Annotated in this window: 23 protein-coding genes; 15 read left to right on the top strand and 8 right to left on the bottom strand. The window is 38.3% G+C overall.

Annotated features, from left to right (window positions below; all coding sequences use genetic code 11):
- Positions 1–80 precede the first annotated feature (80 nt).
- The gene (locus D017_RS09825) at positions 81–500 is read right to left on the bottom strand and encodes a nucleoside-diphosphate kinase (protein ID WP_035336277.1); all 420 of its coding nucleotides are present in this window, start codon (positions 498–500) and stop codon (positions 81–83) included.
- A gap of 233 nt (positions 501–733) precedes the next feature.
- Between D017_RS09825 and D017_RS09820 the strand changes: the two genes are divergently transcribed.
- Genes D017_RS09820 through D017_RS09810 form a run of 3 tightly spaced genes read left to right on the top strand, consistent with a single transcriptional unit; the run spans position 734 to position 3,485 of the window.
- A complete protein-coding gene (locus D017_RS09820) occupies positions 734–1,750 on the top strand; it encodes a bifunctional oligoribonuclease/PAP phosphatase NrnA (RefSeq protein WP_035336276.1) in 1,017 nt (338 codons plus the stop codon).
- Positions 1,747–2,298, top strand: coding sequence for a gliding motility-associated peptidyl-prolyl isomerase GldI (gldI, locus tag D017_RS09815; RefSeq protein WP_035336275.1), 552 nt, complete (start codon positions 1,747–1,749; stop codon positions 2,296–2,298). The genes D017_RS09820 and gldI overlap by 4 nt, the downstream gene beginning before the upstream one ends.
- Positions 2,299–2,312: 14 nt before the next feature.
- The gene (locus D017_RS09810) at positions 2,313–3,485 is read left to right on the top strand and encodes a peptidylprolyl isomerase (protein ID WP_035336274.1); all 1,173 of its coding nucleotides are present in this window, start codon (positions 2,313–2,315) and stop codon (positions 3,483–3,485) included.
- 87 nt (positions 3,486–3,572) lie between these two features.
- Here D017_RS09810 and D017_RS09805 read toward each other — a convergent pair whose 3' ends face one another.
- Both D017_RS09805 and D017_RS09800 read right to left on the bottom strand, forming a co-directional pair.
- Entirely contained in the window at positions 3,573–5,036 is a 1,464-nt protein-coding gene (locus D017_RS09805; RefSeq protein WP_035336273.1) for an aminoacyl-histidine dipeptidase, read from the bottom strand.
- A 46-nt stretch (positions 5,037–5,082) separates the two neighbouring features.
- Positions 5,083–5,805 (bottom strand): CDP-alcohol phosphatidyltransferase family protein, encoded by a 723-nt coding sequence (locus tag D017_RS09800; protein ID WP_035336271.1) that lies wholly within the window; start codon positions 5,803–5,805, stop codon positions 5,083–5,085.
- A gap of 162 nt (positions 5,806–5,967) precedes the next feature.
- Between D017_RS09800 and D017_RS09795 the strand changes: the two genes are divergently transcribed.
- The gene (locus D017_RS09795; protein WP_051583868.1) at positions 5,968–6,996 is read left to right on the top strand and encodes a PorV/PorQ family protein; all 1,029 of its coding nucleotides are present in this window, start codon (positions 5,968–5,970) and stop codon (positions 6,994–6,996) included.
- A gap of 305 nt (positions 6,997–7,301) precedes the next feature.
- Here the strand turns inward: D017_RS09795 and D017_RS09790 are convergent, their stop codons facing one another.
- Both D017_RS09790 and folP read right to left on the bottom strand, forming a co-directional pair.
- Positions 7,302–9,935, bottom strand: coding sequence for a T9SS type B sorting domain-containing protein (locus tag D017_RS09790; protein ID WP_035336269.1), 2,634 nt, complete (start codon positions 9,933–9,935; stop codon positions 7,302–7,304).
- Positions 9,936–10,069: 134 nt separating this feature from the next.
- A complete protein-coding gene (gene folP / locus D017_RS09785) occupies positions 10,070–10,894 on the bottom strand; it encodes a dihydropteroate synthase (protein WP_035336267.1) in 825 nt (274 codons plus the stop codon).
- A 292-nt stretch (positions 10,895–11,186) separates the two neighbouring features.
- Here folP and D017_RS09780 point away from each other — a divergent pair, with 292 nt between their 5' ends.
- The 11 genes from D017_RS09780 to D017_RS09730 all read left to right on the top strand — a co-directional run bounded on the left by D017_RS09780 (position 11,187) and on the right by D017_RS09730 (position 22,412).
- Positions 11,187–11,726, top strand: coding sequence for a DUF1599 domain-containing protein (locus D017_RS09780; RefSeq protein ID WP_035336265.1), 540 nt, complete (start codon positions 11,187–11,189; stop codon positions 11,724–11,726).
- Positions 11,727–11,802: 76 nt separating this feature from the next.
- A complete protein-coding gene (locus D017_RS09775; RefSeq protein WP_035336263.1) occupies positions 11,803–13,551 on the top strand; it encodes a BT_3928 family protein in 1,749 nt (582 codons plus the stop codon).
- Positions 13,548–14,624, top strand: a complete 1,077-nt coding sequence (locus D017_RS09770; protein WP_035336262.1) for an ABC transporter permease — start codon at positions 13,548–13,550, stop codon at positions 14,622–14,624. Before D017_RS09775 ends, D017_RS09770 begins: the two co-directional genes overlap by 4 nt.
- Positions 14,625–14,867: 243 nt before the next feature.
- On the top strand, positions 14,868–15,620 hold the full coding sequence (tpiA, locus tag D017_RS09765; protein ID WP_035336260.1) for a triose-phosphate isomerase: 753 nt from the start codon (positions 14,868–14,870) through the stop codon (positions 15,618–15,620).
- 102 nt (positions 15,621–15,722) lie between these two features.
- The gene (locus D017_RS09760; RefSeq protein ID WP_051583867.1) at positions 15,723–16,244 is read left to right on the top strand and encodes a hypothetical protein; all 522 of its coding nucleotides are present in this window, start codon (positions 15,723–15,725) and stop codon (positions 16,242–16,244) included.
- A complete protein-coding gene (locus D017_RS09755; protein WP_035336258.1) occupies positions 16,237–17,844 on the top strand; it encodes a S8/S53 family peptidase in 1,608 nt (535 codons plus the stop codon). Before D017_RS09760 ends, D017_RS09755 begins: the two co-directional genes overlap by 8 nt.
- Positions 17,841–18,701 carry a 50S ribosomal protein L11 methyltransferase gene (gene prmA / locus D017_RS09750; protein ID WP_035336257.1) on the top strand — a complete coding sequence of 287 codons (861 nt, stop codon included), beginning with the start codon at positions 17,841–17,843 and terminating at the stop codon, positions 18,699–18,701. The genes D017_RS09755 and prmA overlap by 4 nt, the downstream gene beginning before the upstream one ends.
- A gap of 95 nt (positions 18,702–18,796) precedes the next feature.
- A complete protein-coding gene (locus D017_RS09745) occupies positions 18,797–19,072 on the top strand; it encodes an ATP-dependent Clp protease adaptor ClpS (protein ID WP_013751571.1) in 276 nt (91 codons plus the stop codon).
- 93 nt (positions 19,073–19,165) lie between these two features.
- Positions 19,166–20,356, top strand: coding sequence for an ADP-forming succinate--CoA ligase subunit beta (gene sucC / locus D017_RS09740; protein WP_035336256.1), 1,191 nt, complete (start codon positions 19,166–19,168; stop codon positions 20,354–20,356).
- A gap of 423 nt (positions 20,357–20,779) precedes the next feature.
- Positions 20,780–21,115 carry a hypothetical protein gene (locus D017_RS09735; protein ID WP_035336254.1) on the top strand — a complete coding sequence of 112 codons (336 nt, stop codon included), beginning with the start codon at positions 20,780–20,782 and terminating at the stop codon, positions 21,113–21,115.
- 97 nt (positions 21,116–21,212) lie between these two features.
- Positions 21,213–22,412 carry a DUF4105 domain-containing protein gene (locus D017_RS09730; protein WP_035338163.1) on the top strand — a complete coding sequence of 400 codons (1,200 nt, stop codon included), beginning with the start codon at positions 21,213–21,215 and terminating at the stop codon, positions 22,410–22,412.
- A gap of 2 nt (positions 22,413–22,414) precedes the next feature.
- Here D017_RS09730 and D017_RS09725 read toward each other — a convergent pair whose 3' ends face one another.
- Genes D017_RS09725 through D017_RS09715 form a run of 3 tightly spaced genes read right to left on the bottom strand, consistent with a single transcriptional unit; the run spans position 22,415 to position 26,177 of the window.
- Complete coding sequence (locus D017_RS09725) at positions 22,415–23,809, bottom strand: exopolysaccharide biosynthesis polyprenyl glycosylphosphotransferase (RefSeq protein WP_035336253.1); 1,395 nt, start codon at positions 23,807–23,809, stop codon at positions 22,415–22,417.
- Between the two features lie 36 nt (positions 23,810–23,845).
- Positions 23,846–24,862 carry a glycosyltransferase family 4 protein gene (locus D017_RS09720; RefSeq protein WP_035336252.1) on the bottom strand — a complete coding sequence of 339 codons (1,017 nt, stop codon included), beginning with the start codon at positions 24,860–24,862 and terminating at the stop codon, positions 23,846–23,848.
- Positions 24,831–26,177: an O-antigen ligase family protein gene (locus D017_RS09715; RefSeq protein ID WP_225969295.1), complete on the bottom strand. Its 1,347-nt coding sequence runs from the start codon at positions 26,175–26,177 to the stop codon at positions 24,831–24,833. Before D017_RS09715 ends, D017_RS09720 begins: the two co-directional genes overlap by 32 nt.
- Between the last annotated feature and the right edge of the window lie 3 nt (positions 26,178–26,180).

Here is a 26,180-nt window from a genome sequence, read left to right as displayed (position 1 = left end):
AAAAAGCCTCTCGTTTATAGAGAGACTTTTAAAGTATGGTGTAAAACACCTTATATGGTAGTTTGTAACTGCGCTAGCAATTAAAACATCTCACGTCCAGCAAAGTGAAAAGCGCTTTCTATAGCTGCATTCTCATCACTATCAGAACCGTGTACTGCGTTTTCTCCCATAGAAGTTGCATAAAGTGCACGTATAGTACCTTCGGCAGCATCTGCAGGGTTAGTAGCTCCTATTAACGTACGGAAATCTGCTACTGCGTTTTCTTTTTCAAGTACCGCTGCAACGATAGGTCCGCGTGTCATAAACTCTACAAGCTCTCCAAAGAATGGACGCTCATTGTGTACAGCATAAAACGTCTCAGCATCTGCCTTTGTCATTTGAGTAAGCTTCATCGCTACGATACGGAAACCACTAGCAGTGATTTTTTCTAAAATTGCTCCGATGTGTCCATTCTCAACGCCATCAGGCTTAATCATTGTAAAAGTTCTGTTTGTCATAATTCTTTAATTTCTGCAATGGCGGTATTATTTCCCTACCTTCACTTAGTTTTTAGATGCCCACGTGTTGAGCTTTTAAAATTTTCGCGAAAGCGTAAAAACTCTTTCTTGAAATCGCGTGCAAAAATACTGCTTTTTAATGTTAACACCATATTAAGTTTTTCATCTACTTGAAAACCTAAATATTTAATCACAAGCAGAAATAGAGCACAAGAGAAATTGTATCTTCGCAAACTATGAATACCACTCAAATCACAACAACAAAAGAGCTCCTTAAAGGCTCAAAAAAGATTGCCGTAATTCCTCATAAAAATCCTGATGGCGATGCTATGGGAAGTACTCTAGCCCTTGCAGCATACCTTAACGCAAAAGGTCACGAGGCTGTCGTAGTGGCTCCTAATGAGTATCCCCATTTTTTAAAGTGGTTGCCTGGTCATAATGAGGTGCTTTTCTATACATCCAACACAAGTAATGCGCGTGATGCTATAAAAACAGCAGATCTTGTATTTACATTAGACTTTAATCACTTTTCTAGAGTAGGAGACTTAGAAGAGGTGCTTGAAAGTGTGGAAGCACCATTTATAATGATAGATCACCACCAGCAGCCAGACACTTATGCGGCAGTAACTTATAGTGACACAAGCATGAGTAGTACGTGTGAAATGGTATATCACTTTATAAAATCACTAGGCGATGAGGATGTGATTACTGCAGATATGGCCAGCTGTCTGTATACAGGTATTATGACAGATACGGGATCTTTTAGATTCTCATCTACTACTGCGATTACTCACGAGGTTATTGCTTCTCTCATTAAAAAAGGAGCAAATAATGACCAGATACATCAAAATATTTATGACACCAATAGCGAATCTAGATTACAGCTTTTAGGTGTTGCACTTAGCAATCTTGTTGTCTTACGGGAGTATAAAACTGCTTTTATCACAATGACACAACAAGAGCTAGATGACCATAATTTTCAAAAAGGAGATACCGAAGGTTTTGTAAATTACTGTCTTTCACTAGAGGGCATTATATTTGCTGTGATATTTATAGAACATAAAGCAGATAGCATCATAAAAATGTCACTGAGATCCAAAGGTGACTTTTCTGTAAATGAATTTGCTAGAGCACATTATAATGGTGGAGGACATACCAATGCTGCAGGCGGAAGAAGCGAGGTAGCACTAGCAGAAACTATTGAAAATTTCAAACAATTACTTCCTTCATATAAAGACCAATTAATATCATGAGAAATTTAATACTTCTGTTGTCCATACTATTATTTGTCTCATGTTCTGAGACCGTTGCACGCAGACCAGTTTCTCAAAATACAGGGTCTTACGTAAAAACGGAGACTATCTCTCGTAATAAAGAGCTTATTGCTCAAGATGAAGCTGCTATTGAAAAGTATATAGCCACTGATACATTAAACTCTTACAACTCATCTTCTAATGGTTTCTGGTATTCTTATATTGCCAAAGATACTTTAGGTAAGCAGGCACCTCAAGTAGGTGATCTTGTTTTGTTTAATTACAACCTAGCAACAATAGCAGGTAAAGAACTAGTCACGCAAGAAGAATTAGGAAATACAGTTACTCAAATAGATCAAAGTAATCCAGATATCATCACAGGGATAAGGGAAGGACTTAAATTAATGAAGGAAGGAGAAACAATGACGTTTCTATTCCCTAGTTACAAAGCTTATGGGTATTACGGTTTTGAAGATAGAATACCTAGCAATACCCCTGTGCGTAGTACCGTTACATTACTAGAAATAAAAGACCAATCAAACGAATAAATAAATCTCAAACAATGAAGAAAACAAGTATGTTATTAGTTGCAGTAATTTTATCACTCTTTTCATGTAATGATAAATATCCAGATCTAGGCGATGGACTATATGCAGAAATCATAACTGATAAAGGAACTATGGTTGCTGAGCTTTTTTACAATGACGCTCCAGCAACGGTTGCAAATTTTGTTGCGCTAGCAGAAGGAACACATCCTCTAGCAGATAGCACATATACAGGAAAGCCATTTTATAACGGATTAACTTTTCATAGAATTATTAAGGACTTTATGATTCAAGGTGGCGATCCTACAGGAACCGGTTCTGGTGATCCTGGATACAAGTTCTTTGACGAACTTACACCAGAGCGTAGACATGATTCTGCAGGTGTATTATCTATGGCAAATTCTGGATTTGCAACTAATGGTAGTCAGTTTTTTATTACTCATAAAGCAACACCACACCTTGATGGTTATGACTCAAATGGAAATCTCAAAAACTGTAGCAACCCTAGAGTAAGCTGTCATACAGTTTGGGGTAAAATCGTTACTGGATTAGAAGTGGTTGATGCTATTACAGAAGTAGAACTTCAAGATCCACGTGCTGGAAAGCCAAAAAATCCAGTAATTATCCAACAAGTTAATATCATTAGAAAAGGAAGCGATGTAAAAAACTACAACGCTAGTGAGACTTTTACTAATGAACTAGCAGCCTTTGAGGAAAACAAAGCAAAAGAAGCTGCAGAGAAAGCAAAGCAGTTTGCTGGTAAAAAAGCAGAACTTGACGCAAAAAGAGAAAACATTGAAGAACTTCCTAGCGGATTAGGAATCTATTTTGATCAAAAAGGCAAAGGAATTAAGCCTAATACGGGTCAAAAAGTAAAAGTAGAATATGCTGGATTCTTTACAACTGGAGAACTATTTGACACTAGCAGCGAAGAAGTTGCTGCTGCAAATAATAAACTAGATGACCGCAAGAAAGCAGCTGGACAATACAAACTTCTTGAAACAGTATATAGCCCAGAAGCGAGACTTATTGCTGGATTTAAAGAAGGACTTCAATTGATGTCTGTAGGTGATAAAGCAACATTGTTTATACCTTACCACTTAGGATATGGAGCGCAAGGCTACCCTGGCGCAATACCTCCTAAGGCAGATCTTGTATTTGAAATTGAACTTGTAGAGATTGTAAAGTAATACAAAGAATACAGCACATAAAAAAAGCTAGCCATCTCACGATGGCTAGCTTTTTTTTATCTAATAATTTGAAAAAGAGACTAAGAATTAAGCCACTGGTATATCCTTTAAGATCTCAATAACAAAATCCCAGTACTTCTGAGCACTTGAGATACTTGCTCTCTCATCTGGAGAGTGCGCTCCTTTTATAGTAGGCCCAAAGGATATCATATCCATCTCAGGATAGTTTTGACCTAAAATACCACACTCTAATCCTGCGTGACAAGCAGCTACGTGTGGAGCTTCATTATTTATTTCTTTATACTTTGCTTCAAGAACTTTCAAAATGGCACTATCCATATTTGGCGCCCATCCTGGATAATCTCCAGAAAGCGCTACACCAAAACCTGCAAGCTCAAAAGTAGCTGTAAGTGTATTTGCAAGATCATCTTTAGAGCTATCTACAGATGAGCGAGTAAGACATCCTATTTTTATACTTCCATCTTTTACTATAACTCTCGCTATGTTATTTGATGTCTCTACTAGGTCTGCTATATCTGGACTCATTCTGTACACACCATTATGTGCCGCGTAGATAGCTTTAAGGAACTGTGCTTGTGACTCAAGACTCATCACATTATCATCGAGATCTATTTGCTTGATAGAAAGCTCTAGCTCTTTTTCTAGTGAAGCATATTCACCGTGTATTGCTGCCGCCATATCTGTAAAATCTGCTTCAAAAGCAGCTTTCTGATTTTCGTCTACAGCTATGATAGCCACACTCTCTCTTGGTATTGCGTTACGTAAACTACCGCCATCTAGACTAGATATACGTATTTCAAAATTTTCCGCGGCATTGTATAAGAGACGGTTCATCATCTTATTTGCGTTACCTAGGCCTTTTATTATATCCATCCCAGAGTGGCCTCCATTAAGACCTGCCACTTTTACTTCATAACCTACAAGGCCGTCATCCAGTCCCTCTTCTGTATAGGTACGTGTAGCCGTGATGTCTACACCACCTGCACAACCTACACCTATCTCATCATCTTCTTCTGTATCAAGGTTAAGTAAGATATCGCCTTTAAGAATTCCTCCTTTAAGACCCATTGCTCCTGTCATCCCAGTCTCTTCATCTATTGTAAAAAGCGCCTCAATAGCGGGGTGCTCTATGGTAGTACTTTCAAGCACAGCCATTATGGTCGCCACTCCAAGACCATTATCTGCTCCTAATGTAGTGCCTTTCGCACGTACCCAGTCACCATCTACATACATCTCAATACCTTGATTGTCAAAATCAAACTCGGTGTCATTATTTTTTTGATGCACCATATCAAGGTGAGACTGCATCACAATCATCTTTTTATCTTCGTGACCTGCAGTGGCTGGTTTTCTTATAATCACATTCCCTACTTCATCCTCTATCGTTTCTAGACCTAGTTTAGTACCAAAATCTTTCATAAACGCAATCACACGTTCCTCCTTTTTAGAAGGTCGTGGTACAGCATTAAGATCGGCAAATTTATTCCAGAGTGCTTTTGGCTCGAGATTTCTTATTTCTTGATTATCCATTGTGTTCAAATTTTTCACAAAGATAATAGCTTGAAATAAGCTAGACCTATGATTGCTCCCTAAAAACTAAGGAAAGAAGAATGTATAAGATAATAATAAGAGGAACTCCTAAAAATTGAAAGAACACCAGTAATAATACACTTGCAAGTAAGAATAAGTAGCGCACTTTATTTTGGCCAAAAGACCAGTTTTTAAACTTCAACGCAAATAATGGAAGTTCTGCATTGAGCATAAAACAACTTAATGCGGTAAGTAATATAAGGACATATGGGTTTTCTAATAACGCTTTCGCGAAAGCGTACTCTTCAAACATTAATATAAGCGGCAAGCTTAGTATAAATAAGGTATTTGCAGGCGTAGGAAGTCCTATAAAAGAATTAGTCTGGCGATCATCTACATTAAATTTTGCTAGCCTATATGCCGAAGCCATCGTTATTGCAAAACCTATATACCCTAAGTGAAAGTGCTGCTCTTCAAGTGCTGCTCCCCAAGGGATACCGCTAGCATCTTCTAGTAGTTGATACATTACCACACCAGGCACTACACCACTAGTCACCATATCTGCCAGTGAGTCTAGTTGCAATCCTACCTCACTAGAGGCATTGAGAATACGCGCAAAAAATCCGTCAAAAAAATCAAAGAAAATCCCAAGAGCTACAAATATTGCAGCAAGTTCAAGCCTGTCATTTACAGCAAATACGACTGCGACACAACCGCTTAAAAGGTTGCCCATTGTGATGGCATTAGGTACGTAACTCTTTATAGACATTTTATAATTTTCGGTAAAAATAGGGAAGATATCTATAGTAATGTGACTACAGGCAATATCTAGACGGTTTTATTGTTTACAATGTGTACTAAAAGTGAGATATTTGTCTCACAAATCCTGCTATTGAAAAAATCGCTTACCATACTATCTATACTTATTACAATGACTGCTGCTTCTCAAGCAGTGCGATCTTACTCAAATGAGTTTTTAAATATTGGTGTAGACGCTGCCGCTCTTGGTATGAGTAATGCTGTGGTGGCAAGTACAAGTGATGTAAATGCGGGCTACTGGAATCCTGCAGGGCTAGTGAATCTAGAAGATAATCAGATCTCATTAATGCACGCCTCCTATTTTGCAAATATTGCAAATTATGATTACATCGCTTTTGCAAAACCTCTTGATGATAAAAGTGCCGTAGGTATTTCTGTAATACGTTTTGGAGTTGATGATATTTTAAATACTACCCAACTTATAGACGATCAAGGAAACATAGATTATAATCGTATAAGCTTATTTTCTACCGCAGACTATGCCTTTACGGTCTCTTATGCACGCGCGCTGCCACTAGATGGTTTAAATCTAGGGGTGAATGCAAAGGTGGTACGTCGTGTGATAGGCGACTTTGCAAATAGTTGGGGTTTTGGTCTTGATGTAGGACTACAATTTAAGAGAGGCGACTGGGATTTTGGACTTATGGCGCGTGACATCACCACTACCGTAAATGCTTGGAGCATAGATGAAGAGCAGTTTGCTACCATAAGCGATGCCGTAGAAGGGCAAAATCAAGAACTTCCAGAAAAGACAGAAATCACCATCCCAAAACTTCAAATAGGTATGGGAAGACAGTGGATTTTCCATTATGACTACTCCTTAAGAGCAGAACTAGATATGAATTTTAGATTTACTCAAACTAATGATATCATCTCTAGCTCGTCTGTAAGTGCTACTCCTGCCCTAGGCCTTGAATTTGGTTATGCAGAGCTGGTGTATGTGCGAGCAGGTGTAGGTAATTTTCAAGAACTCACAGCACTTGATAATACTACAACGGTGGGCTTCCAGCCTAACATTGGTGTAGGTTTTAAGTACAAAGGCATTCACGTAGATTATGCACTCACAGACATAGGTGATCAGAGCGCTGCTATATATTCTAACGTATTTTCTGTAAAACTAGATTGGGAACTTTTTAGATAGTCTCTTTCTTTCTACTAGGGCGTGCCCCTATTCTTTCATCATTTCATTCTTCAAGTATAGAGACCGGGCTATACGTTCATACGCTTCGTGATGCTGCGCTATCGCTCCACAACACTGCAGGGTAACCACTACTATCCCTCACGCAAGAAATTAATCGCTGCTAACTCTCATTGCACATTGCCAAAACTGTGTTACAACAATCAGACTACTCCTCAACTAGATTATAATTTACACCTCATATCATAACTAAAAAAGCTCTCAGTATTAGATACTGAGAGCTTTTAATAATTGGTTTTATGTATTTCTTATCGCTTCAATGTAAAGTGACCATTAACCGTTCTCTGTGTCCCTTCCTCATCTACTTCTGTAAACTCTACTCGGAACCAATAATCACTTGACGGCATAGGCTGTCCATTAAAAGTACCGTCCCATCCAGCGCCCACTGGGCTGATTTGCTTTAAGAGTTTACCGTATCTATCAAAGATGAAAATCTTTGCGTTTAAGTTTGGTGCTACTCCTAGCCCTATAATATTCCACGTATCATGGAAGCCATCTGCATTAGGGGTAAAGAATCTTGGGTAATCTATAATATCTATTTCTACCTCTGACACACTACAATTACCATTTGCAAGTTTTCCAAAAATAGTATGTGTCCCTGGTCTTACGTTTGTTAAGATTGTACTGTTGAAAAAAGGCCCATCATCTACGGCAAATACATATTCTGAGTCGGGATTTGCGCCAGTTATATTACTTATCTCTACCGTATATAAACCACCTGTGTTAAAAGAAGACTCTACAACAGTTGCTTCAAAAACAGGAGCACTTTCTGCAATATAAACAGCCTCTGCAACATAATCACAGAGAATCCCTCCTCCATATTCTGCAGTAATAGTTAGCTCATAACTTCCAGGAGCATCTACGTTTACGACAGAAACGGACGACACTGGATTTGGATTTCCATCAAGTCGCCACGCATATGTATAATTAGCACCCGGTTGCGGGCTCTCTACAGTTCCATCAATGACAAATGAATCAAGCGATTCTCCTGTTATCTCATCTACACAAAAAGGTCCTCCTTCATCTGTAAGATTGGTGTAAGGCAATGGTTGCGCAAACAACTCAAACTCAATTATGTCATCACTTTGACAAGTGCGAGCTGCATTTACAGAACGGGCAAAAATAGTTTGTGGATTCTCAGTATTTACAAAGGCAGTAGGTGTAGCAATAACATTCACCATATTCTCCGCGTCATCCTCACTCGTGTAGTAGTTTACAGTATTAGCTGCTATGTTACCTGTAATAGTTTCGTTTTGTTGCGTGAGATCAAAAGTCGCCACTTGTATCTGTCCTGGAATACTATTCGCACTATCTGCACATTGCACTAAGTTTAAGGCTCTAAATGCATCTGGACGTGTTCCTACTGTAAAAACGATGCTCGTAAAGTTTAAACATCCCGTCTGTACATTTTCTATACGCACAAATAAATCTTGACCGTCAGTGACTTCGTAAGGCGTGCTGAGCGCATCAGTATTTGCTGCGGCTTGTGGCTCTAGCTCATGATAGGTGATTATAAAATCATTTTTTATTTGTGGTGCAACGAGCAAGCCAACCTTATCTGCAAGGTTGTCAAGATTAACACTTGCCATCGTATCTGTAGTGTCGCGCGCTTCACAAATGGTATATGTAAATGTGTCTTGCTGCGTTAAAACAGGCAGCGCATTTACAATTACTTCAAATGGCACAACCACATAACACAAATTTCCATTGCTATCTATATCACTATTTCCTGGTACGTTGCGCTCCACTCTTGCATATAGCGTTTGAGTTCCCACTACTGTATTAGTAAATGTAGTCACATCTGTAATCGCTTGCGACGTGTCATCTGGATTTGATTCTGCAATAGTAAGATCTGTGTAGACTATTACATCCACTTGTTCTCCGTTTGCTATCTGAGTAATTGCGGGTGTTAAATCAAACACTTCAAAACCATCTGTATTTGAACCAGAACCAGCGTCAATAACGCCGTCTCCATCTGCATCAATATCAGTAATTGTATCACACACTTCTAGAGCATCTGGGGTAGTATTAGGGTTTGGTAATTCTAAAAACGTGATCACCGCTTCATCGGCTCCATCATCACCATCAACATTGGTTATTGTTACTTGATACTCACCTGTAGTTGTAACGTCAAGCGTTGCTGTTGTCACTTGATTTCCTGAACCATCTAGAACAGGCATAAATCCTGCACCAGTATCTACAGTCCATAAGTAGCTTACTGCATCTGCACTGGTAGCATCTAAGGTCACTGTGGTTCCCTCACAAACATCTTGGTCTCTTCCTATAGAAGCACTAACGATTGAGCAATCTGTAGCTCCACTTCCAGCACTTGCAGGGTCGCTTATTTGTTCTATAAAAATCTCAGCTGCTACGTTTGAGAAATTAGTGACCATAAACACATAAAAATCTCCTTCTTGAGCTCCAGTAATAGTTGGGAACTCTACAGCTGCTGAAGAAAAACTACAACTCTCAATATTTTCTGCAGTTAATTGATCAAAAACATCGATATCAGAAAATGGTCCCCAGATAATATAGTCTACATCAAGACCAGTCCCTGTAGGTGTACCATCATCATCAATAGCTGTGTTTTGAGTAATTTGAAAATCTATATCTCCATCTTGTCCTATTTGCAAGAAATACCACGTAGGTGATGGCTGACTTCCTAGACAACCATAATCTGGTCCAGCTTCCGCGACATTACTACAGCTTGAATCTGTACTTCCTGCAAAACAAGCTTCAAAAGGAGTGGAGAATACTGGATCGTTAGTACAAAAAGGAACTGCGTCTTCAAACGTAGATCCACCAGCGGCACTCTGCGCAAAAAGCGAGGTATTTATAAAAGAAAAAGCTATTAGAATTAAAGCTACACGTAGGATTCTCATTATAGTATTATTTAAGGAGTGAAAAATACCGTTTTTTTGCTAAAATCCTGTTAACGAAGACCCGTTTTCTTAAGTGAATTTACAATAAAAACACCATCTAGTAATAGCAATATAAGGTCACTATGAAGGTTAAACTATACCAAGCACGCCTCGCAAAGAGTTACCACTTCCATAGCCTCCTTTACGTCATGAACTCTCAATATATGTGCTCCTTTATTGATCGCGATTGTATTTAATACCGTGGTCCCATTAAGTGCCTTATCTGGTGATGTCTCGAGGGTCTTATAAATCATAGATTTACGAGAAACACCTGCTAGTATAGGTAAGTCTAACTGTTTAAAAATTGCCAACTTATTAAGCAACTCAAAACTATGATTCGCTGTTTTTGCAAATCCAAATCCTGGATCTACTATGAGATCATTTATTTTATGAGACCTTGCGACAGCCACTCGCTCGCTAAAGTAATGCAGCACCTCTTTTGTTATATTCTCATAGACCGCAAGTTCCTTCATAGTCTGAGGAGTACCTCGCATATGCATCATTATATAAGGAACACCCAACTCCCCTACTGTAGACATCATTTCTGGATCTAACTGCCCTGCACTTATATCATTAATCATAGCTGCTCCTGCTGCTATTGCTTTTCTTGCTACGCTTGCGCGAAAGGTATCTACAGAGATTATAATCTCTGGAAACAAAGTCACCAGTTGTTCTATCACTGGTATCAATCTCAACTCCTCCTCCTCTACCGAAATATCTACAGCTCCTGGTCGCGAACTGTAAGCTCCTACGTCAATAAATGTTGCGCCATCATCAAGCATTGTTCTTACTTGGTCAATAGCAGCTTCCATATTTTTATACCTACCACCATCATAAAAACTATCTGGAGTGAGGTTTAGTATTCCCATCACCTTAGGCTTGGAGAGATCTATTAGCGTTCCTTTACAGTTTATTTTCATAGATGATTATTTATAAATCTTTGGCTCTTATTCTGTGATAGTTTGACTTCTTTAGTAACTACTTTTAATCACAAACTACCTCTACTCCATAGCCCCGATTGTAGTGAAAATCCCACAGCTGGCTGGTGCAACCGCCGCGAGGAATTGCAACAGAAAGCGGGATACTGCTTCAAAAATACACCATAAACGCTGTGCTTCAAAAGGATAATAGCTAGCATTACTTTCTAAGCAAGAACTCATTTCTTATATTGAAGATTTTAACCGAAATTTACCAAAAATCAAACAACATAGCATGCCTGACACTTCTGCCCAATATGATGCGGTAATCACACAATGTAGAGACCTTTTTATTAAAAAAATGAAAGACTATGGGAGTGCATGGCGCATTTTGAGACTTCCTTCTCTCACGGATCAAATTTTTATAAAAGCACAACGCATACGCGGTTTACAGCAAAACGCGGTGCAAAAGGTAGATGAAGGGCAGCAATCTGAATTTATAGGTATCATTAATTACTGCGCCATGGCGCTAGTAAATCTTGAGCGCGGCGTGGTAGAGCAACCAGACATGGAGCTTGAAGAGGCTACACATGCTTATGATGAGAAAATAAAACTCACAAAACAGTTAATGATGGATAAAAATCACGACTATGGTGAGGCATGGCGTGATATGCGAGTGAGCAGTCTTACAGATTTGATTCTCCAGAAATTGTTGCGTGTGAAGCAAATAGAAGATAATAAAGGAAAAACCCTCGTTTCTGAAGGTATTGATGCAAACTATCAAGACATGATTAATTATGCTGTTTTTGCAATGATTCACTTAGGTGATGCATAAGAATTAGTATTTATGAATAAAAGTTACGCTTTCGCAAAAACGTGACTAATACACCTCCAGTACTACTGGATTATATATGAAACTACTTACACACATAGCTCGCTTTATTGTAGGAGCACTTTTCATCTTTAGCGGATTTATAAAGCTTAACGACCCTCTAGGGTTTTCTTATAAGCTTCAAGAATATTTTAGCGCAGAGGTGTTAGGTCTTGAATTCTTATCACCCTACGCGCTGCTTATTGCCATCATACTTGTGGTGGTTGAAGTGCTATTAGGAATTGCTTTGCTGGTAGGGTATCGTAAAAAAATCACCTTGTGGCTACTGTTTGCAATGATTGCATTTTTTACATTTCTCACCTTCTACTCCGCTTATTTTAATAAGGTGACAGATTGCGGATGTTTTGGTGATGCTATTCCGTTAGTGCCATGGGAGTCTTTTGCAAAAGATGTGATTTTGCTAGTGCTTATCCTTTTCTTGATGTTTAATCAGAAATATATCCTGCCTATTTTTGGAAAACTCATCAACACCTCTATTGTCTTTGTATCATTTTTAGCATGTATGTTCTTTGGTATGCACGTACTCGAGCACCTACCATGGTTAGATTTTAGAGCTTACAAAGTAGGCTCAAACATAGCCGAAGGAATGAGAATTCCAAAAGGCGCACCAGAAGCTACGTTTGAGTACCAATGGAAATTTAATATTGACGGTAAAGAAGAAGTAATTACCACAGAAGGTGGCTACCCGCAAGTAGATGGAGAGTTTATCTCATACGAGGTCGTACAAACAGCCGAAGGTTATGAACCACCTGTACACGATTTTACAATAGAACGCGGAGAAGAAAATTATACTACAGAATTTCTAGAGAAAGAAAATCTCGTTGTAATTGTTGCTTATAACCTGACTAATACGGAGAGAGAAGGCTATTATAATATTAGAACCATTACAGAAGATGCTATTAGAAAAGGATATAACGTCATAGGTCTAAGCTCCTCGTCACAAGATGTAACAGATGAGTTTGTACAAGATTTTAAACTTCCTTTTAAGTTTTACTTTACAGATGAAACGGTTTTAAAAACTATTGTACGTGCAAATCCTGGAATTGTTAGTCTTCATAAAGGAACTATCTTACAAAAGCTTCACTATAATGACGCCCAAGACTTGCGCTTACAAACTCTAGAAAACAGTAAGCCTAACCTTGATTTCACCCTCAAACATGAGCTAGATAGTATAGCCATTCTCGATCAAAAGTACAGACGGATGATGTACTTGCAAGACGGAGAAGAAAAGAATGCCGAAGCTAAAAAGCTAGGCGTAGCTCCAGAGGAATTTCAAAATTTTATCTGGAAGCAACAGGAATTACTGGACAGTATTAATCTTGAGCGTATTGAATATACCCTAAAAACGAAAGGATATCCAGGCAAAAGCATCGTGGGAGAACCGACAAATACTGCTGCATGGTATGTAATCCAGCATAATCCTGATAAAATACCAATGTACATAGATACCATCAAAAAAGCTGGAAAAGATGGCGAACTGCCATACAGACTTGTTGCAATGATGGAAGACCGCTTACTTATGAGTAATGGCAAACCTCAAATTTATGGTACTCAAGGAGCAACATACCCAAACATGGCCGATTTTATATGGCCTATAGCAGATCCTCAAGATGTAAATGAAAGACGTGCTGCAGCTGGATTTCCTCAAACTATTGAGCAATATGGTAAAGACCTCTTTGGCCAAGACTTTGAATACAAAGAAATAACTCTTGATGAAGCGCTTGCTGCAAAACAGCAAATGCTCGAAGGTAAGGCGGCATCAAATTGATTAAATACCTATTATATAAATTAGGTTATGCGCTGCTCACGTTGTGGGGAGTAGTAACCGTTATTTTTTTCTTATTTACCGTACTGCCTGGAGATCCAGCGAGTATGATGCTTGACCAAAATGAAAATCCAGAACAACTAGCAAAGGTGCGAGCAAAATATGGTTTTGATAAGCCTATAAGTACGCAATACGCATACTACATTAACGACCTTTCTTTACTTTCTCTACATGCTAATGATGAGCAAAACTATACGTCGCTAGCTTCTGGCAAGTACAGCGCAACTCCATTATTTGAGATTGGAAATAGGACGCTAGCAATAAAATATCCATACCTCAGAGAGAGTTTTCAGAAGACAGGTAAACCCGTCACAGAGGTTATTGCCGAGACGTTACCTAACACTATTGTTCTTGCCGTAAGCGCTATTGTGATTGCCATATGTATTGGTGTTTTTTTAGGTATTATTTCTGCGCAAATGCGGGACACATGGGTTGACAAAACCATACAGGTTGTAAGTACACTAGGAATGAGTGTTCCTAGTTTTTTTAGCGCTATTCTTTTTGCTTGGCTCTTTGGCTATGCGCTTCATAAATATACCAATCTCAATATGACAGGTAGCTTGTATGAGATGGATGATTTTGGGGAGCATGTGCACATCCAGTGGAAGAACTTGGTTTTACCAGCACTAGTTTTAGGTATACGACCGCTTGCCGTTGTAATTCAATTAATGCGCAACTCGCTTCTTGAAGTTTACAATCAAGAATACATAAGAACTGCCAAAGCTAAAGGTCTCACCACCTACCAGATTATAAAAAATCACGCACTTAAAAATGCATTAAATCCTGTAGTCACTGCAGTGTCTGGATGGTTTGCTTCTATGCTTGCAGGTGCAGTTTTTGTAGAATATATTTTTGGGTGGAATGGTTTAGGTAAGGAAATAGTAGATGCACTCAACACACTGGATTTACCTATTATCATGGGTGCCGTACTTATTATCGCTACGCTATTTGTAATCATAAATATTCTTGTAGATTTCGTCTACGGCTGGCTAGATCCAAAAATTAGGCTACGCTAGGTTACATAGTTCTTACGAAAACGTAATCGTGAAAACTGGGTTAAATCAAGAGTAAACCTCTCTTACTCTTAGTATATTTGGTTTTGAGGAACTCGCTTTCGCGAAAGCGAAACACAACAAAGTAAAACACCTACGCCTTTTTAAAACCACATGTAATGCTACATTTTTGGTTTTCATCATTGAGGCTTCTGAAATTAACTACTAACGAGATCTCTTTGTATGAAGAGATCAAAAAGAACTATAATGAGAAAAAATATCGTCGCTGGAAACTGGAAAATGAATAATGACCTAGGTGCCACAGCAACCTTAATCACAGCACTTAAACAAAAGAAAAATGAAGGAAATGCGGAGGTTATTATCGCCCCTACATTTGTAAATCTTTACAGTGCTTTTGATAGTCTTTCTGACTCAAACATCACTGTTGCTGCGCAAAACATGCATCAAGCAGAAAGTGGAGCTTTTACGGGAGAGATTTCGGCGGGTATGCTTAAAGGAATTGGTATAGACACTGTGATTTTAGGACATAGTGAACGCCGTGCTTATTTTCACGAAAGTGATGAGCTACTTGCTCAAAAAGTAGATAGCGCTCTTAAAAACGATATGAGAATTATATTCTGTTTTGGTGAGGAACTAGAAGACCGTAAAACAGGAAAAGAAGAAGATGTGGTGGGTAGCCAACTCAAAAATGCATTATTTCACTTAGATGCTAGCGCGTGGTCAAATATTGTTCTTGCATACGAGCCAGTGTGGGCAATAGGTACTGGAGAAACGGCATCACCAGAGCAAGCACAAGACATGCACGCCTTTATAAGAAAAACTGTAGCCGAAAAGTATAACAATGACGTCGCAGAAAACGTATCCATCCTTTATGGAGGATCTGTAAAACCTGCTAATGCAAAAGAAATTTTTAGTAAGCCAGACGTTGATGGTGGTCTCATAGGTGGTGCTGCCCTTAAAGCAGATGACTTTTTTGATATTGTAAATGCGTTTGCATAGTCTCAAATAATTTAAGAATTGATAATGCGCCTCCAGAGATGGAAGCGCATTTTTATTTTATATCAATTGGTATTAGTACATTAGAGCTTAATCTTTTATCACATGAAATTCTTTTTTACATCGCTAGTCCTACTCCTCATCATCTGTAGTTGCACCTCACAACAAGCAGTTACCACAAGCACTCAAGAAGATGGCACACTCGTACTTCTCAAAAATGCACAAGAAGCCAAGTCCATATATATCGCAACTAATGGGAATATGGGCATAGGTAAAAAAGAGCCAAAAGTTAAGCTTGAGGTAAATGGCCAGGTACATGCAAGGTCAGTAAAGGTGGATATAAAAGAATGGGCAGATACGGTATTTGAAGATAGGTATAATTTATCACGCTTACGCGAAATTGAAACCTACATCCAGAAAAATGGGCACTTACCCGAAATTCCGTCTGCTACAGAAGTTGAACAAAATGGTATTGAACTAGGCGCAATGAATGCACTACTTCTAAAAAAAATCGAGGAGCTTACCTTGCACCTCATTGAGAAAGAAAAACAAATTGACCAACTAATCGAAGACGTACACGTTCTCAAAGAAACTATCGCTCCTTCTGACACCAAGAATAATGGCTAAACTCATTATCTTATCTCTCCTACTCTATTCTTGCCTGCTTCAAGCGCAAGAAGACCGCTTTTACATACGTAGTACATCTGAAAACGTAGAGATTCCTGTAATTACAAAGGACTCTATTGTAACCTACTTAGGTAATGATACAAGACTCAAAAAAATGTTTATTGAGCACAAGGTTAAAGTATTTAGAAAAGAATTCAAGTACGCGCAGCGAGATAAACTCAAACGCACATACTTTGTTCTTGCAGAGAGTAAAACGTTTCAAGAAGAGTTAATGAATCTAGCGCCAGATCTATTTGAGTTTGCAGAGAGTATCTCAAATGAATCGCTACAAATTTATGAACCTAATGATTACGGCGTTACAAGTACCACTGGCAAAAACCTAGGCGCACAAGCAGTTTTAGACTATTATGATTTCCTTGGTGTACCACAAGCTTGGTACTACACCACAGGTTCTCCGGAAGTAATTATTGGAATATCTGATGGCTATATAGACCCAGAAGATCCTGAGTTTTCAGGCAAAACTACCATGTTCAAAAAAAGCAGCCTATCCAAAGGTCATGGATACACAATCGCTGCAATAGCTGCAGCTCGTGGTGATAATGGATATGGCGCGGCAGGAATTTGCTATTACTGCAACATATACACAACGACCTATGGTAACTTTAAAGAGTTGGGCCAACTACTAGAACTATCAAGAGCAGGCGCAAAAGTGATTAATTGCAGCTGGGGATCACGCACCTATTATGAGACTGCGCAGGAAGCCATTAATGAAATGCGCGACCTTGGTACCGTGATTGTTTCTGTACCACATAATGCGGCATATAGTGTTACAAACGGAGAACAACTAAGATATCCAGGTGCTTATGAGCATGTGATATCTGTAGGAAGTGTGCAGCATAAAAATGACGAAATTTCAGATGGACTTCTCATTGAAGAGAAGAACGGAAAATACTATGCAGAGAAGCAGCAATATCACTTATCGCGTACAGGTGGTTTTAAAAATAATGATCCACAAAATGAATATACGCTATACCTCAGTTCTACAAATAATCTAGATAGCTCTGTGGATATTGTCGCACCGGGAAATGATATTTTTCAATACTATAATTATAAAGAGAATGGTGAAATATTTCATAATCCGTTCCAGGCGACATCTCCTGCCGCACCACTTGTCACTGGAACTATAGGACTTATGTTTTCACTTAACCCATCACTCTCAGTAGATGAAGTGAACAGCATTATAAAATTAAGCGCCACTAATATTGATCACATAAAAGCAAACGCTCCACTCAAAGGATTATGGGGTGCAGGATCATTACACACAGGCAGAGCTGTAAAGATGACTCATGACATGCTACAGTCTGATACGTATATGATGATTGAAAATCAGCGATTTGCTCGGTGGGATTTTAAAATTAATGCCGCGCATAAAATCATGATTAAGAATCAGCAATTTATAGAGGACACTACAGTAGATTTTACTGCAAAAGATAAGATTCTCATCAATGCAGAAACCGTACTTTTGCCTGGAGACAACGGATCTATAATACTTACTATTGATCCTAATGCATCTTATAACTTAGAAACTATAAAAGAATGACACCCATTTATTTAGGATATACCTTTACTATTGAGCCACGTGACCCTGCTACAGAAATTATCATTGCAGAGCTAGGCTACGCTGGTTTTGAAAGCTTTACAGAAACTACAAGTGGTGTGATTGCATATATCCAGAAAGAAGAAGCGTTTCCTAGTGGTGAAGTTGATTTTGCCGCACTTCTTACAGATATCCAGATTCTCAAATCTGATGAGTTTAACATCACCTACACTGCCGAAGAAATTGAGCAAGTAAACTGGAATGAAGAATGGGAGAAAAACTTTGAACCTATTGAGGTAGACGGAAAATGTGCCGTACGCGCACCTTTTCACGAGAAAACTGATGTTGAGTTTGACATTGTGATTGAGCCAAAAATGTCATTTGGAACTGGTCACCATGAGACTACACACATGATGATTAAGCATTTACTCAAACTCGATGTCGCTGGTAAAAAAACACTTGACATGGGCTGTGGTACTGGAGTACTAGCTATCCTAGCCGAAATGAGAGGTGCACAACCTATAGACGCGATAGACATTGATAATTGGTGTTACCTTAATACTATTGAAAATGTAGAACGCAACAACTGTAAGCATATAACCGCTTACGAAGGCGAGGCCTCTTTGCTATCTGATAAAAATTTCGAATTCATTATCGCAAACATAAACCGTAACATTCTTTTACAAGATATCGGCGTGTATGCGCGTTGTCTTTCTGAGGATGGAGTACTCTTATTAAGTGGGTTCTACACAGAAGACATTCCGTTAATTTCAGAAAAGTGCAATGAGCACGGCCTCTACTTTGTAAGTAATTATGAGCGTAATAATTGGGTTGCTTGCAAGTTTGAAAAAAGAGGATAATTTCAAATTATTGATGATAAATAATTGTTAGAATTATGCTTTCGCGAAAGCGTAATCTCTAAAATTTGTAAATTTGCATCATAAATCTCAACGCTATGAGTAATCAAGAAAAATATCAAGAAGACGTAGATGTACTAACAGAAGAAACTCCATCACACGAGATTATTCTGTATAATGATGAAGTAAATACTTTTGACCACGTTATAAATACGCTTATTTATGCATGTGACCATGAGGAGAATCAAGCACATCAATGTGCGTTACTAGTACATTACAAAGGAAAATGCTCTGTAAAGTCTGGTGAGTATAAAGATCTAGAGCCTCGTTGCTCAAAACTTTTACAAGCAGGACTGAGTGCAGAAATTGTATAAAATCAATACTTATAATTAATCACAATAACTATTGCGCTCTCGTGGCGCATTTGTTATTTTTGCGAGGCAAATTAAGCATCTTAAACGAAGATTATGAATCTACACGAATATCAAGGAAAAGAGATATTAAATAGTTTTGGCGTACGTATCCAGCGTGGTTATGTAGCACAGACTCCGGATGAGGCTGTTGCAGCTGCCGAAAGACTTACTGAGGAAACTGGTACTGGATGGCACGTTATTAAAGCGCAAGTTCACGCAGGTGGTCGTGGTAAAGGTGGTGGTGTAAAGCTAGCAAAGAGCCTAGATGAAGTAAGATCTATTGCAGATCAGATCATCGGGATGGATCTTGTTACTCCACAAACAAGTGCAGAAGGTAAAAGAGTTCACCAAGTGCTAGTTGCAGAAGATGTATACTACCCAGGTGACAGCGAGCCAGAAGAATATTATATGTCTGTACTACTTAACCGTGGTACTGGTCGCAATATGATTATGTATTCTACAGAAGGTGGAATGGATATTGAAACAGTAGCAGAGGAAACTCCTCACCTTATCTTTCATGAAGAAATTGATCCTGCAACAGGATTACTTCCTTTCCAAGCACGTAAAATTGCATTTAACTTAGGATTAAGTGGTGCTGCTTTTAAAGACATGACAAAATTTGTTGCTGCTCTTTATAAAGCATACACAGATTCTGATAGTTCACTTTTTGAGATCAACCCTGTTCTTAAAACAAGTGACGATAAGATTATGGCAGTAGATGCAAAGGTATCACTAGATGATAACGCATTATACCGTCGTAAAGATTATGCAGCAATGCGTGACAAGCGTGAAGAAAACCAAGTAGAGGTTGAGGCTGGTGAGAAAGGACTTAACTATGTAGACCTAGACGGTAATGTAGGGTGTATGGTAAACGGTGCTGGACTTGCAATGGCAACTATGGACCTTATCAAGCAATCTGGTGGTGAGCCTGCAAACTTCCTTGATGTAGGAGGTACTGCAGATGCTGAGCGTGTAGAAGCTGCTTTCCAATTAATACTTAAGGATCCTGCTGTAAAGGCAATCTTAGTAAACATTTTTGGAGGTATCGTACGTTGTGACCGTGTGGCACAAGGTATTATTGATGCATACAAAAACATGGGAACTATCAACGTGCCTATCATTGTACGTTTACAAGGAACTAACGCAGATATCGCAAAGAAATTAATAGATGATTCTGGACTTGACGTTCAATCTGCTATTGAGTTTAAAGAAGCTGCAGATAAAGTACAGGCTGTACTAGCTTAATACTTTTTAATACATAGATGTTACTCGTAGCATCCTTCAAATCCCACTTTATAGAAAGTGGGATTTTTTTGTTTTATAAATGTCATTAGATGACATAATCTATTGCTAGACAACTATAAAATAGGTCATTTTCTTAACATTGACTACTCCATACTTTCTTTAAGGATTCTAAAGCTATTATAATAGAATATCACTCCATATTTCACGTAATGCTTACTGTTGTTATCAATACATTATGAAGTTGATAATCACGCTTTCGCGAAAGCGTTACCAGAACAAATCCAATACGTTAACAACTCACAACCAGCATTAAAGAACAGTTAAGCTTGACTAACTCTCATAGAAAAGCGACAAATAAGTCGTCTATTTGCACTGTAATAATTCATTAAAAACCTCGTAAACATCGAGACAAAAAAGAAAATTATGAAAACATTAAATGTATTATTTGTAGCCGCTTTACTTACTGTAAACACAGCCTTTGCAACTGGAACAGAGCCAACATCTGACAACAAAGAAAAGACAGTAACTGAGCAAGTAGCAGTTCTTCTTAACAAGCCAGAATTTGAAGTTACTAAGGAGCTTATTGCTCAAGTAACATTAATGGTAAATAAGAAGCAAGAAGTTGTTGTTTTAAGTGTAGACACTAATGATGAGTTTGTAGCAGATTTTATTAAAGCTCGTCTTAATTATGAAAAGTTAAGCACAAAAACAGTAGGAGAGCAATTTACATTACCAGTACGCATCGTCCCAGGAGCTTAAGGAGCTTCACCTAGTTTGTAAAGCTGAGCGTTGCTCGGCTTTTTTTATGCCCAATATTGATTGTGAGATTTTTATACCTCCACTATCTTTACAAGGTATGAAAAACCTGATTCTCTTAGCTTTTCTGTGCTTCTCTACGCTGGGATTTACACAGAATACATTCATTAGCCTATCTGATGAGGCATCTATCAATCTGATCACCATAGGCCCTGGGGCTGTACTTAACGATGCTTTTGGACACAATGCAATTCACGTACGTGATTATAAAAAAGGGTTAGATATCGTATTTAACTACGGCAAGTTTAACTTTAAAACTCCTAACTTCTATCTGAAGTTTACAAGAGGAAAATTATTGTATGAAGTAGGGGTAGATAAGTATGAAGATTTTGAATATAGTTATAAGCTCCAGCAACGATGGATTGAGTCTCAAGAACTAGAGCTCACTCAAGGTCAAAAACAAGATGTCTTTGAATTTTTGGTGAATAATGCTAAAGAAGAAAACAAATATTACAAATATGATTTCTTCTACGATAATTGCTCGACAAGACCATTTGAAATCATTAAAAATGAAGCTAATGTGACAATGAGCTATGATCACCAAGAAGCTGGCATGACACACCGCGATCTCATACATGAATACGTATCGTGGAATACTTGGGGAAGTATGGGGATTGATATCGCACTGGGGTCTGTAATTGATAGAACTGCCACTCCAGAAGAGTACTTGTTTTTACCACATGAGCTTATGTATGCTTTTCAAGAAGCTACGATAAATACACCTTCAGGAACACTACCACTCGTAAAAGAAGCCAAAACGGTATTTTCACCTCAAGTAAAACATAGTTATAGTGCTAATTTTTTACTAAGTCCATTGTTTATACTTGGACTTCTAGCAGGGTTTATCATTTACAAAACCTACAAAGATCATAAGAATGAAAATCCGCTAGGATGTCTAGACACGAGTATTTTACTAATCACAGGTCTTGTAGGAGTTGTCGTTTTTTCATTATGGTTTGGCACAGATCACAATGCCACGGCGTGGAATTATAATCTACTATGGGCCTTCCCATTTCATATACTAGCGGCATTTGCTGTAAAAAGAGTACAGCCGCCACAATGGGTGTATCCTTATATGAAATTGGCTGTGATTATGATGTCGCTGCTTTTCTTTCACTGGATTATAGGAGTCCAGCGATTTGCGCTATCTCTTTTGCCGCTCCTTTTAGCAATTATGATACGCTATGTATTTATGCTTAGAAGAATTAAAGTTACAAGAACAAATGGTAACGAGGACTAGTATTACTGTCCTCTAAAATTGACTATAGTACTAATGGTTTTAAGGACTATACTTAAATCCATAAAGAGGTTACGGTGCTTGATATAATATAAGTCATACTGTAGCTTTTCTAGAGAACCTTCTTCAGAGCTTGCATAACCACCCATTACTTGCGCCCACCCGGTAAGTCCTGGCTTTATAATATGGCGTGTCTCATAAAAAGGTATCTCCTGAGAAAGTTCCTTTACAAATACGGGGCGTTCCGGTCGTGGACCTATCACACTCATCTCCCCTAGAAACACATTAATAAACTGCGGGATTTCATCTATTCTACTCTTTCTTAAAAATTTTCCGAATGATGTAATACGCGAATCATTCTTAGTAGACCATGCAGCACCATCTTTTTCTGCATTAACAATCATGGTGCGCAGCTTTATAATCTTGAATGTATTACCACCTTTACCTATGCGTATTTGCGAGTAAAATAAAGGCCCACGATTACCGATTAGGTTACCGAAAAACACTAGCGGTAGCAAGAGGATAAAAAATAAAATCCCCAAGACAGACATAACCACATCAAAAATGCGATGAGTAAGTCTATAAAATTTGTTTTGATTGCTACGACTAAATGGAAAATAACGGTAAAAATCTTTATCTACATACTCAACAGGAACACGTTGCGTGATGTCTTCATAAACCTGCATATACTCCCGTATGGGGAAACCAACTTTCAAAAGCGATATGAGCTGATTATAGAGCTCAAGGGAAACACCGTCTTCATAAGTACTCGCAACAATAATCTCTGAAATTCCATTTTCTGAGATAGTATTACTAAGGTTTTTGATAGGAAATCTTTTTGCCTCTGTTGAAATCACATCTGCAATAGACATAGGCTCTGTGTTGATATAACCCGCTATCTTATAATTAGGATCGGCTCCTTCTAAGTTTTTAATAATCTTATGAATATTAAAAGAATCCCCTACAACTATTGCTTTCTTATAAAATCTTGGTGCCGAAATAATAGACACGTATAACCACCTCCACAAAGAAATACCTATAATCATTGCCAAGAAGAAGTACACTATCTGTAGTCTATTTTCTGGAAGAATGGGAGTATAAAAGGGAGTTAGCAAGTAGAATAACACAGTAACTGCAACGGTAAGAATCACATTCTTAAGCATGGTCTGAAACTTTACTGTCTTCGGTAAGAAATAAAGTTCAAATACCGTCCCAAAGATGGACAGATACCCCACTAGAACAATGATTGCTATTGCATTTTCCTTACTAATTATTACATAATCAAAATCTAAGAATAATTCTGTGAGATAGAGTGCCCCCAGAACAGATAAGATATCAAATATGCGCAGTAAGACTTTACGCTCTGACACATCAAAATGGATACTAGGTAAGAGGGACATTCGAGGTTGGTTGAGTACCGTAAATATATCACAAATTTAGCAGAGCACTTTATGCCATTGCTCTTTTACTACATTCCAATCAAAGGATTCTACTTTTTGACGAGCATTCAATACTATTTCCTTTGTGCTTATTGTGTTCTCAAGCAACCTACTTATCTTTTCTGAAAAAGCAGAAACATTCTCTGGAGTGGATAATAGCCCATCTACGGTGTCATGAATAAGATATGGCATTCCACCTACATTTGTAGAAACTACAGGTAACCCCAGTGCCATTGCCTCTATCACACTCACTGGAGTATTATCAAAGTTTGTGGTACTTATAAAAACATCATGATTTTGCGCTAGAGATGTCCAAGCTTCTTTAGAAAGACTTCCTGTAAATTTCACAGGTAAATGATGATTTGTCACATAATCTTCACACCGCGCTAGACTTCCATCCTTATCTGGCCCAACCATAGTTAGAGTAGCTTCAGGATACTTTTGAAGTATTTTCTCAAGTACTTGAATGGCCATGAGCGGATTATAAATTTCGGCAAATGAGCGTACCCATAATAATTTGGGTTTAAATACTGCTCGCTCCTTAAATGGATAGTTATCTAATTCAATGGTGTTAGGGATGTGTTGGATATTTGAGAAACCCGCTTTCGCGAAAGCGTTATATAAATACCCACTAGGAGCCACGTTTACCGCTGCTTTGCAAAAGAGTTGCTCACATGTCTTTTTGTTCTTAATGAGGCGTTCTGGCAAATTACCTCCGTGTAAAATAGGGATATAAGGAATACTGAATGCTCTACATAAACGAGCAATGACCACCGCATACCAAAAATTGGCAGTGCTATATGTATCTATGAGAACAGTGTCTATACTCTTGCGAGAACGCAATAATGCACGCATCATATCAAGCATGCGTAGTGACTTATTTTGTTTTGTTGACGTTACCTCAACATCATAGCCTTCCTGCCTCAGTAATAAACTAAGCGTCTCAATAGTGGTAACCGTCTTCCCTTTATTGGATAGCGCGTTACCTACGTATAGGAGTCTTTTTCTTTTCATGAACAACGTTTAAAAGGGCAAGAGCATATATAAAAGCTGGCGCAGCAATACGCATTGATGAGTGATTTATGGTCATAAACCAAAACCCTAGAGCCGCAAAAAATAGATAGTTCCTTCTATTCTTAGCTCGATATACAAGTGGATAAATAATAAGAATTCCTAGTATAATTAATCCTAAACTACCATGTTCTGATAATAATCTACTGACTTCGTTATGAGAAGCAGCTCCAATACCTGTTTCTTCTGCTCTTAATTCTTTTGCTTTACCAGCCCCAACTCCAATGACAGGATTATTGTAAAAGGCATTTAACTCCGTCTCAAAAATCTCTGCCCTACCCGTAGTAATATCACTTTTAATCCGGCCGGCGGCATCTCTATTGGTATAGCGTTTATTAATAAGTCCATTGGTTTGGAAAGAGCTATAAGCACTAACAGCAACAAGCACGCCTCCTAATAAAATCAAGTAGGTCATCATTCTTCTACGAGCGACACCTTTTGAGCCTGCAAAATAAATAACTAAGAAGGCTACGCTGCAACCAATACCTGTAATTACTCCTCCTCTTGAAAATGTAATAATCCCTTTATAAAGTAAAAAGCCCGTAAGCGCTAGATGAATAAATAAGAAAACTTTATCCTTACTATAGACCACAAGCTGGACAAGTGACAGAAACATTCCTAAACCTAACACTGTAGACACTTGATTAGGTCCAAAACCACCTGTAGCAGCATAATTTGCTCCTGTGCCACTTAAAGCCTCTCTTAAGTCTGGAGTTCCTAAAGTGATGTAAATAGACATCCCCACAATAGGTAATAAAATCCATCTAGTCAAGGTAGAAAGTTGTTTATACGTTAATTTTCTATCAATGCAGTATAATGCCGCGAGACCTAAACATACTGGACCACTGAGATTAAAGAAAATTGCGTTTCTAACATTTGTACCTAGGTTTAGATTCATAGAGGCTACTAATATACTTGGAAGTAGCAAGAAAATATACAACCAATATATTCCCGATTTCCGACTAGTACCACTTAAGAAAAGTCCTATTAACATAAAAGCTATTACCGAATACTTACCTGCTTCATAGATAGGAACAGATTGACTCATCCTAAAGAAAACCTCTGCACCAGTCATATATCCCGCTGCCATGAGTGCTTCATTATTTTTATTTCCAGCTCTAAATATTTGAACTAAAAAATAGAGAATACTACCTGCAAAATACACGAGCGCAAGAGACCGCACGAGATACACTAATACGCCTATGATGATATGAATCACCATAAAGGTTAAGTACGTAGATTGTTTTGATATATTCACAGC

The sequence above is a fragment of the Dokdonia sp. PRO95 genome (assembly GCF_000355805.1).
GTDB lineage: Bacteria > Bacteroidota > Bacteroidia > Flavobacteriales > Flavobacteriaceae > Dokdonia.
This window is presented reverse-complemented; position numbering and strand designations above follow the sequence as displayed.

Bases quoted from the DNA above. Each gene is read 5' to 3' on its own strand.
- D017_RS09820 (WP_035336276.1), top strand. From the start codon at position 734: ATGAATACCACTCAAATCACAACAACAAAAGAGCTCCTTAAAGGCTCA.
- gldI (WP_035336275.1), top strand. From the start codon at position 1,747: ATGAGAAATTTAATACTTCTGTTGTCCATACTATTATTTGTCTCATGT.
- D017_RS09810 (WP_035336274.1), top strand. From the start codon at position 2,313: ATGAAGAAAACAAGTATGTTATTAGTTGCAGTAATTTTATCACTCTTT.
- D017_RS09805 (WP_035336273.1), bottom strand. From the start codon at position 5,036: ATGGATAATCAAGAAATAAGAAATCTCGAGCCAAAAGCACTCTGGAAT.
- D017_RS09800 (WP_035336271.1), bottom strand. From the start codon at position 5,805: ATGTCTATAAAGAGTTACGTACCTAATGCCATCACAATGGGCAACCTT.
- D017_RS09795 (WP_051583868.1), top strand. From the start codon at position 5,968: ATGACTGCTGCTTCTCAAGCAGTGCGATCTTACTCAAATGAGTTTTTA.
- D017_RS09790 (WP_035336269.1), bottom strand. From the start codon at position 9,935: ATGAGAATCCTACGTGTAGCTTTAATTCTAATAGCTTTTTCTTTTATA.
- folP (WP_035336267.1), bottom strand. From the start codon at position 10,894: ATGAAAATAAACTGTAAAGGAACGCTAATAGATCTCTCCAAGCCTAAG.
- D017_RS09780 (WP_035336265.1), top strand. From the start codon at position 11,187: ATGCCTGACACTTCTGCCCAATATGATGCGGTAATCACACAATGTAGA.
- D017_RS09775 (WP_035336263.1), top strand. From the start codon at position 11,803: ATGAAACTACTTACACACATAGCTCGCTTTATTGTAGGAGCACTTTTC.
- tpiA (WP_035336260.1), top strand. From the start codon at position 14,868: ATGAGAAAAAATATCGTCGCTGGAAACTGGAAAATGAATAATGACCTA.
- D017_RS09760 (WP_051583867.1), top strand. From the start codon at position 15,723: ATGAAATTCTTTTTTACATCGCTAGTCCTACTCCTCATCATCTGTAGT.
- D017_RS09755 (WP_035336258.1), top strand. From the start codon at position 16,237: ATGGCTAAACTCATTATCTTATCTCTCCTACTCTATTCTTGCCTGCTT.
- prmA (WP_035336257.1), top strand. From the start codon at position 17,841: ATGACACCCATTTATTTAGGATATACCTTTACTATTGAGCCACGTGAC.
- D017_RS09745 (WP_013751571.1), top strand. From the start codon at position 18,797: ATGAGTAATCAAGAAAAATATCAAGAAGACGTAGATGTACTAACAGAA.
- sucC (WP_035336256.1), top strand. From the start codon at position 19,166: ATGAATCTACACGAATATCAAGGAAAAGAGATATTAAATAGTTTTGGC.
- D017_RS09735 (WP_035336254.1), top strand. From the start codon at position 20,780: ATGAAAACATTAAATGTATTATTTGTAGCCGCTTTACTTACTGTAAAC.
- D017_RS09730 (WP_035338163.1), top strand. From the start codon at position 21,213: ATGAAAAACCTGATTCTCTTAGCTTTTCTGTGCTTCTCTACGCTGGGA.
- D017_RS09725 (WP_035336253.1), bottom strand. From the start codon at position 23,809: ATGTCCCTCTTACCTAGTATCCATTTTGATGTGTCAGAGCGTAAAGTC.
- D017_RS09720 (WP_035336252.1), bottom strand. From the start codon at position 24,862: ATGAAAAGAAAAAGACTCCTATACGTAGGTAACGCGCTATCCAATAAA.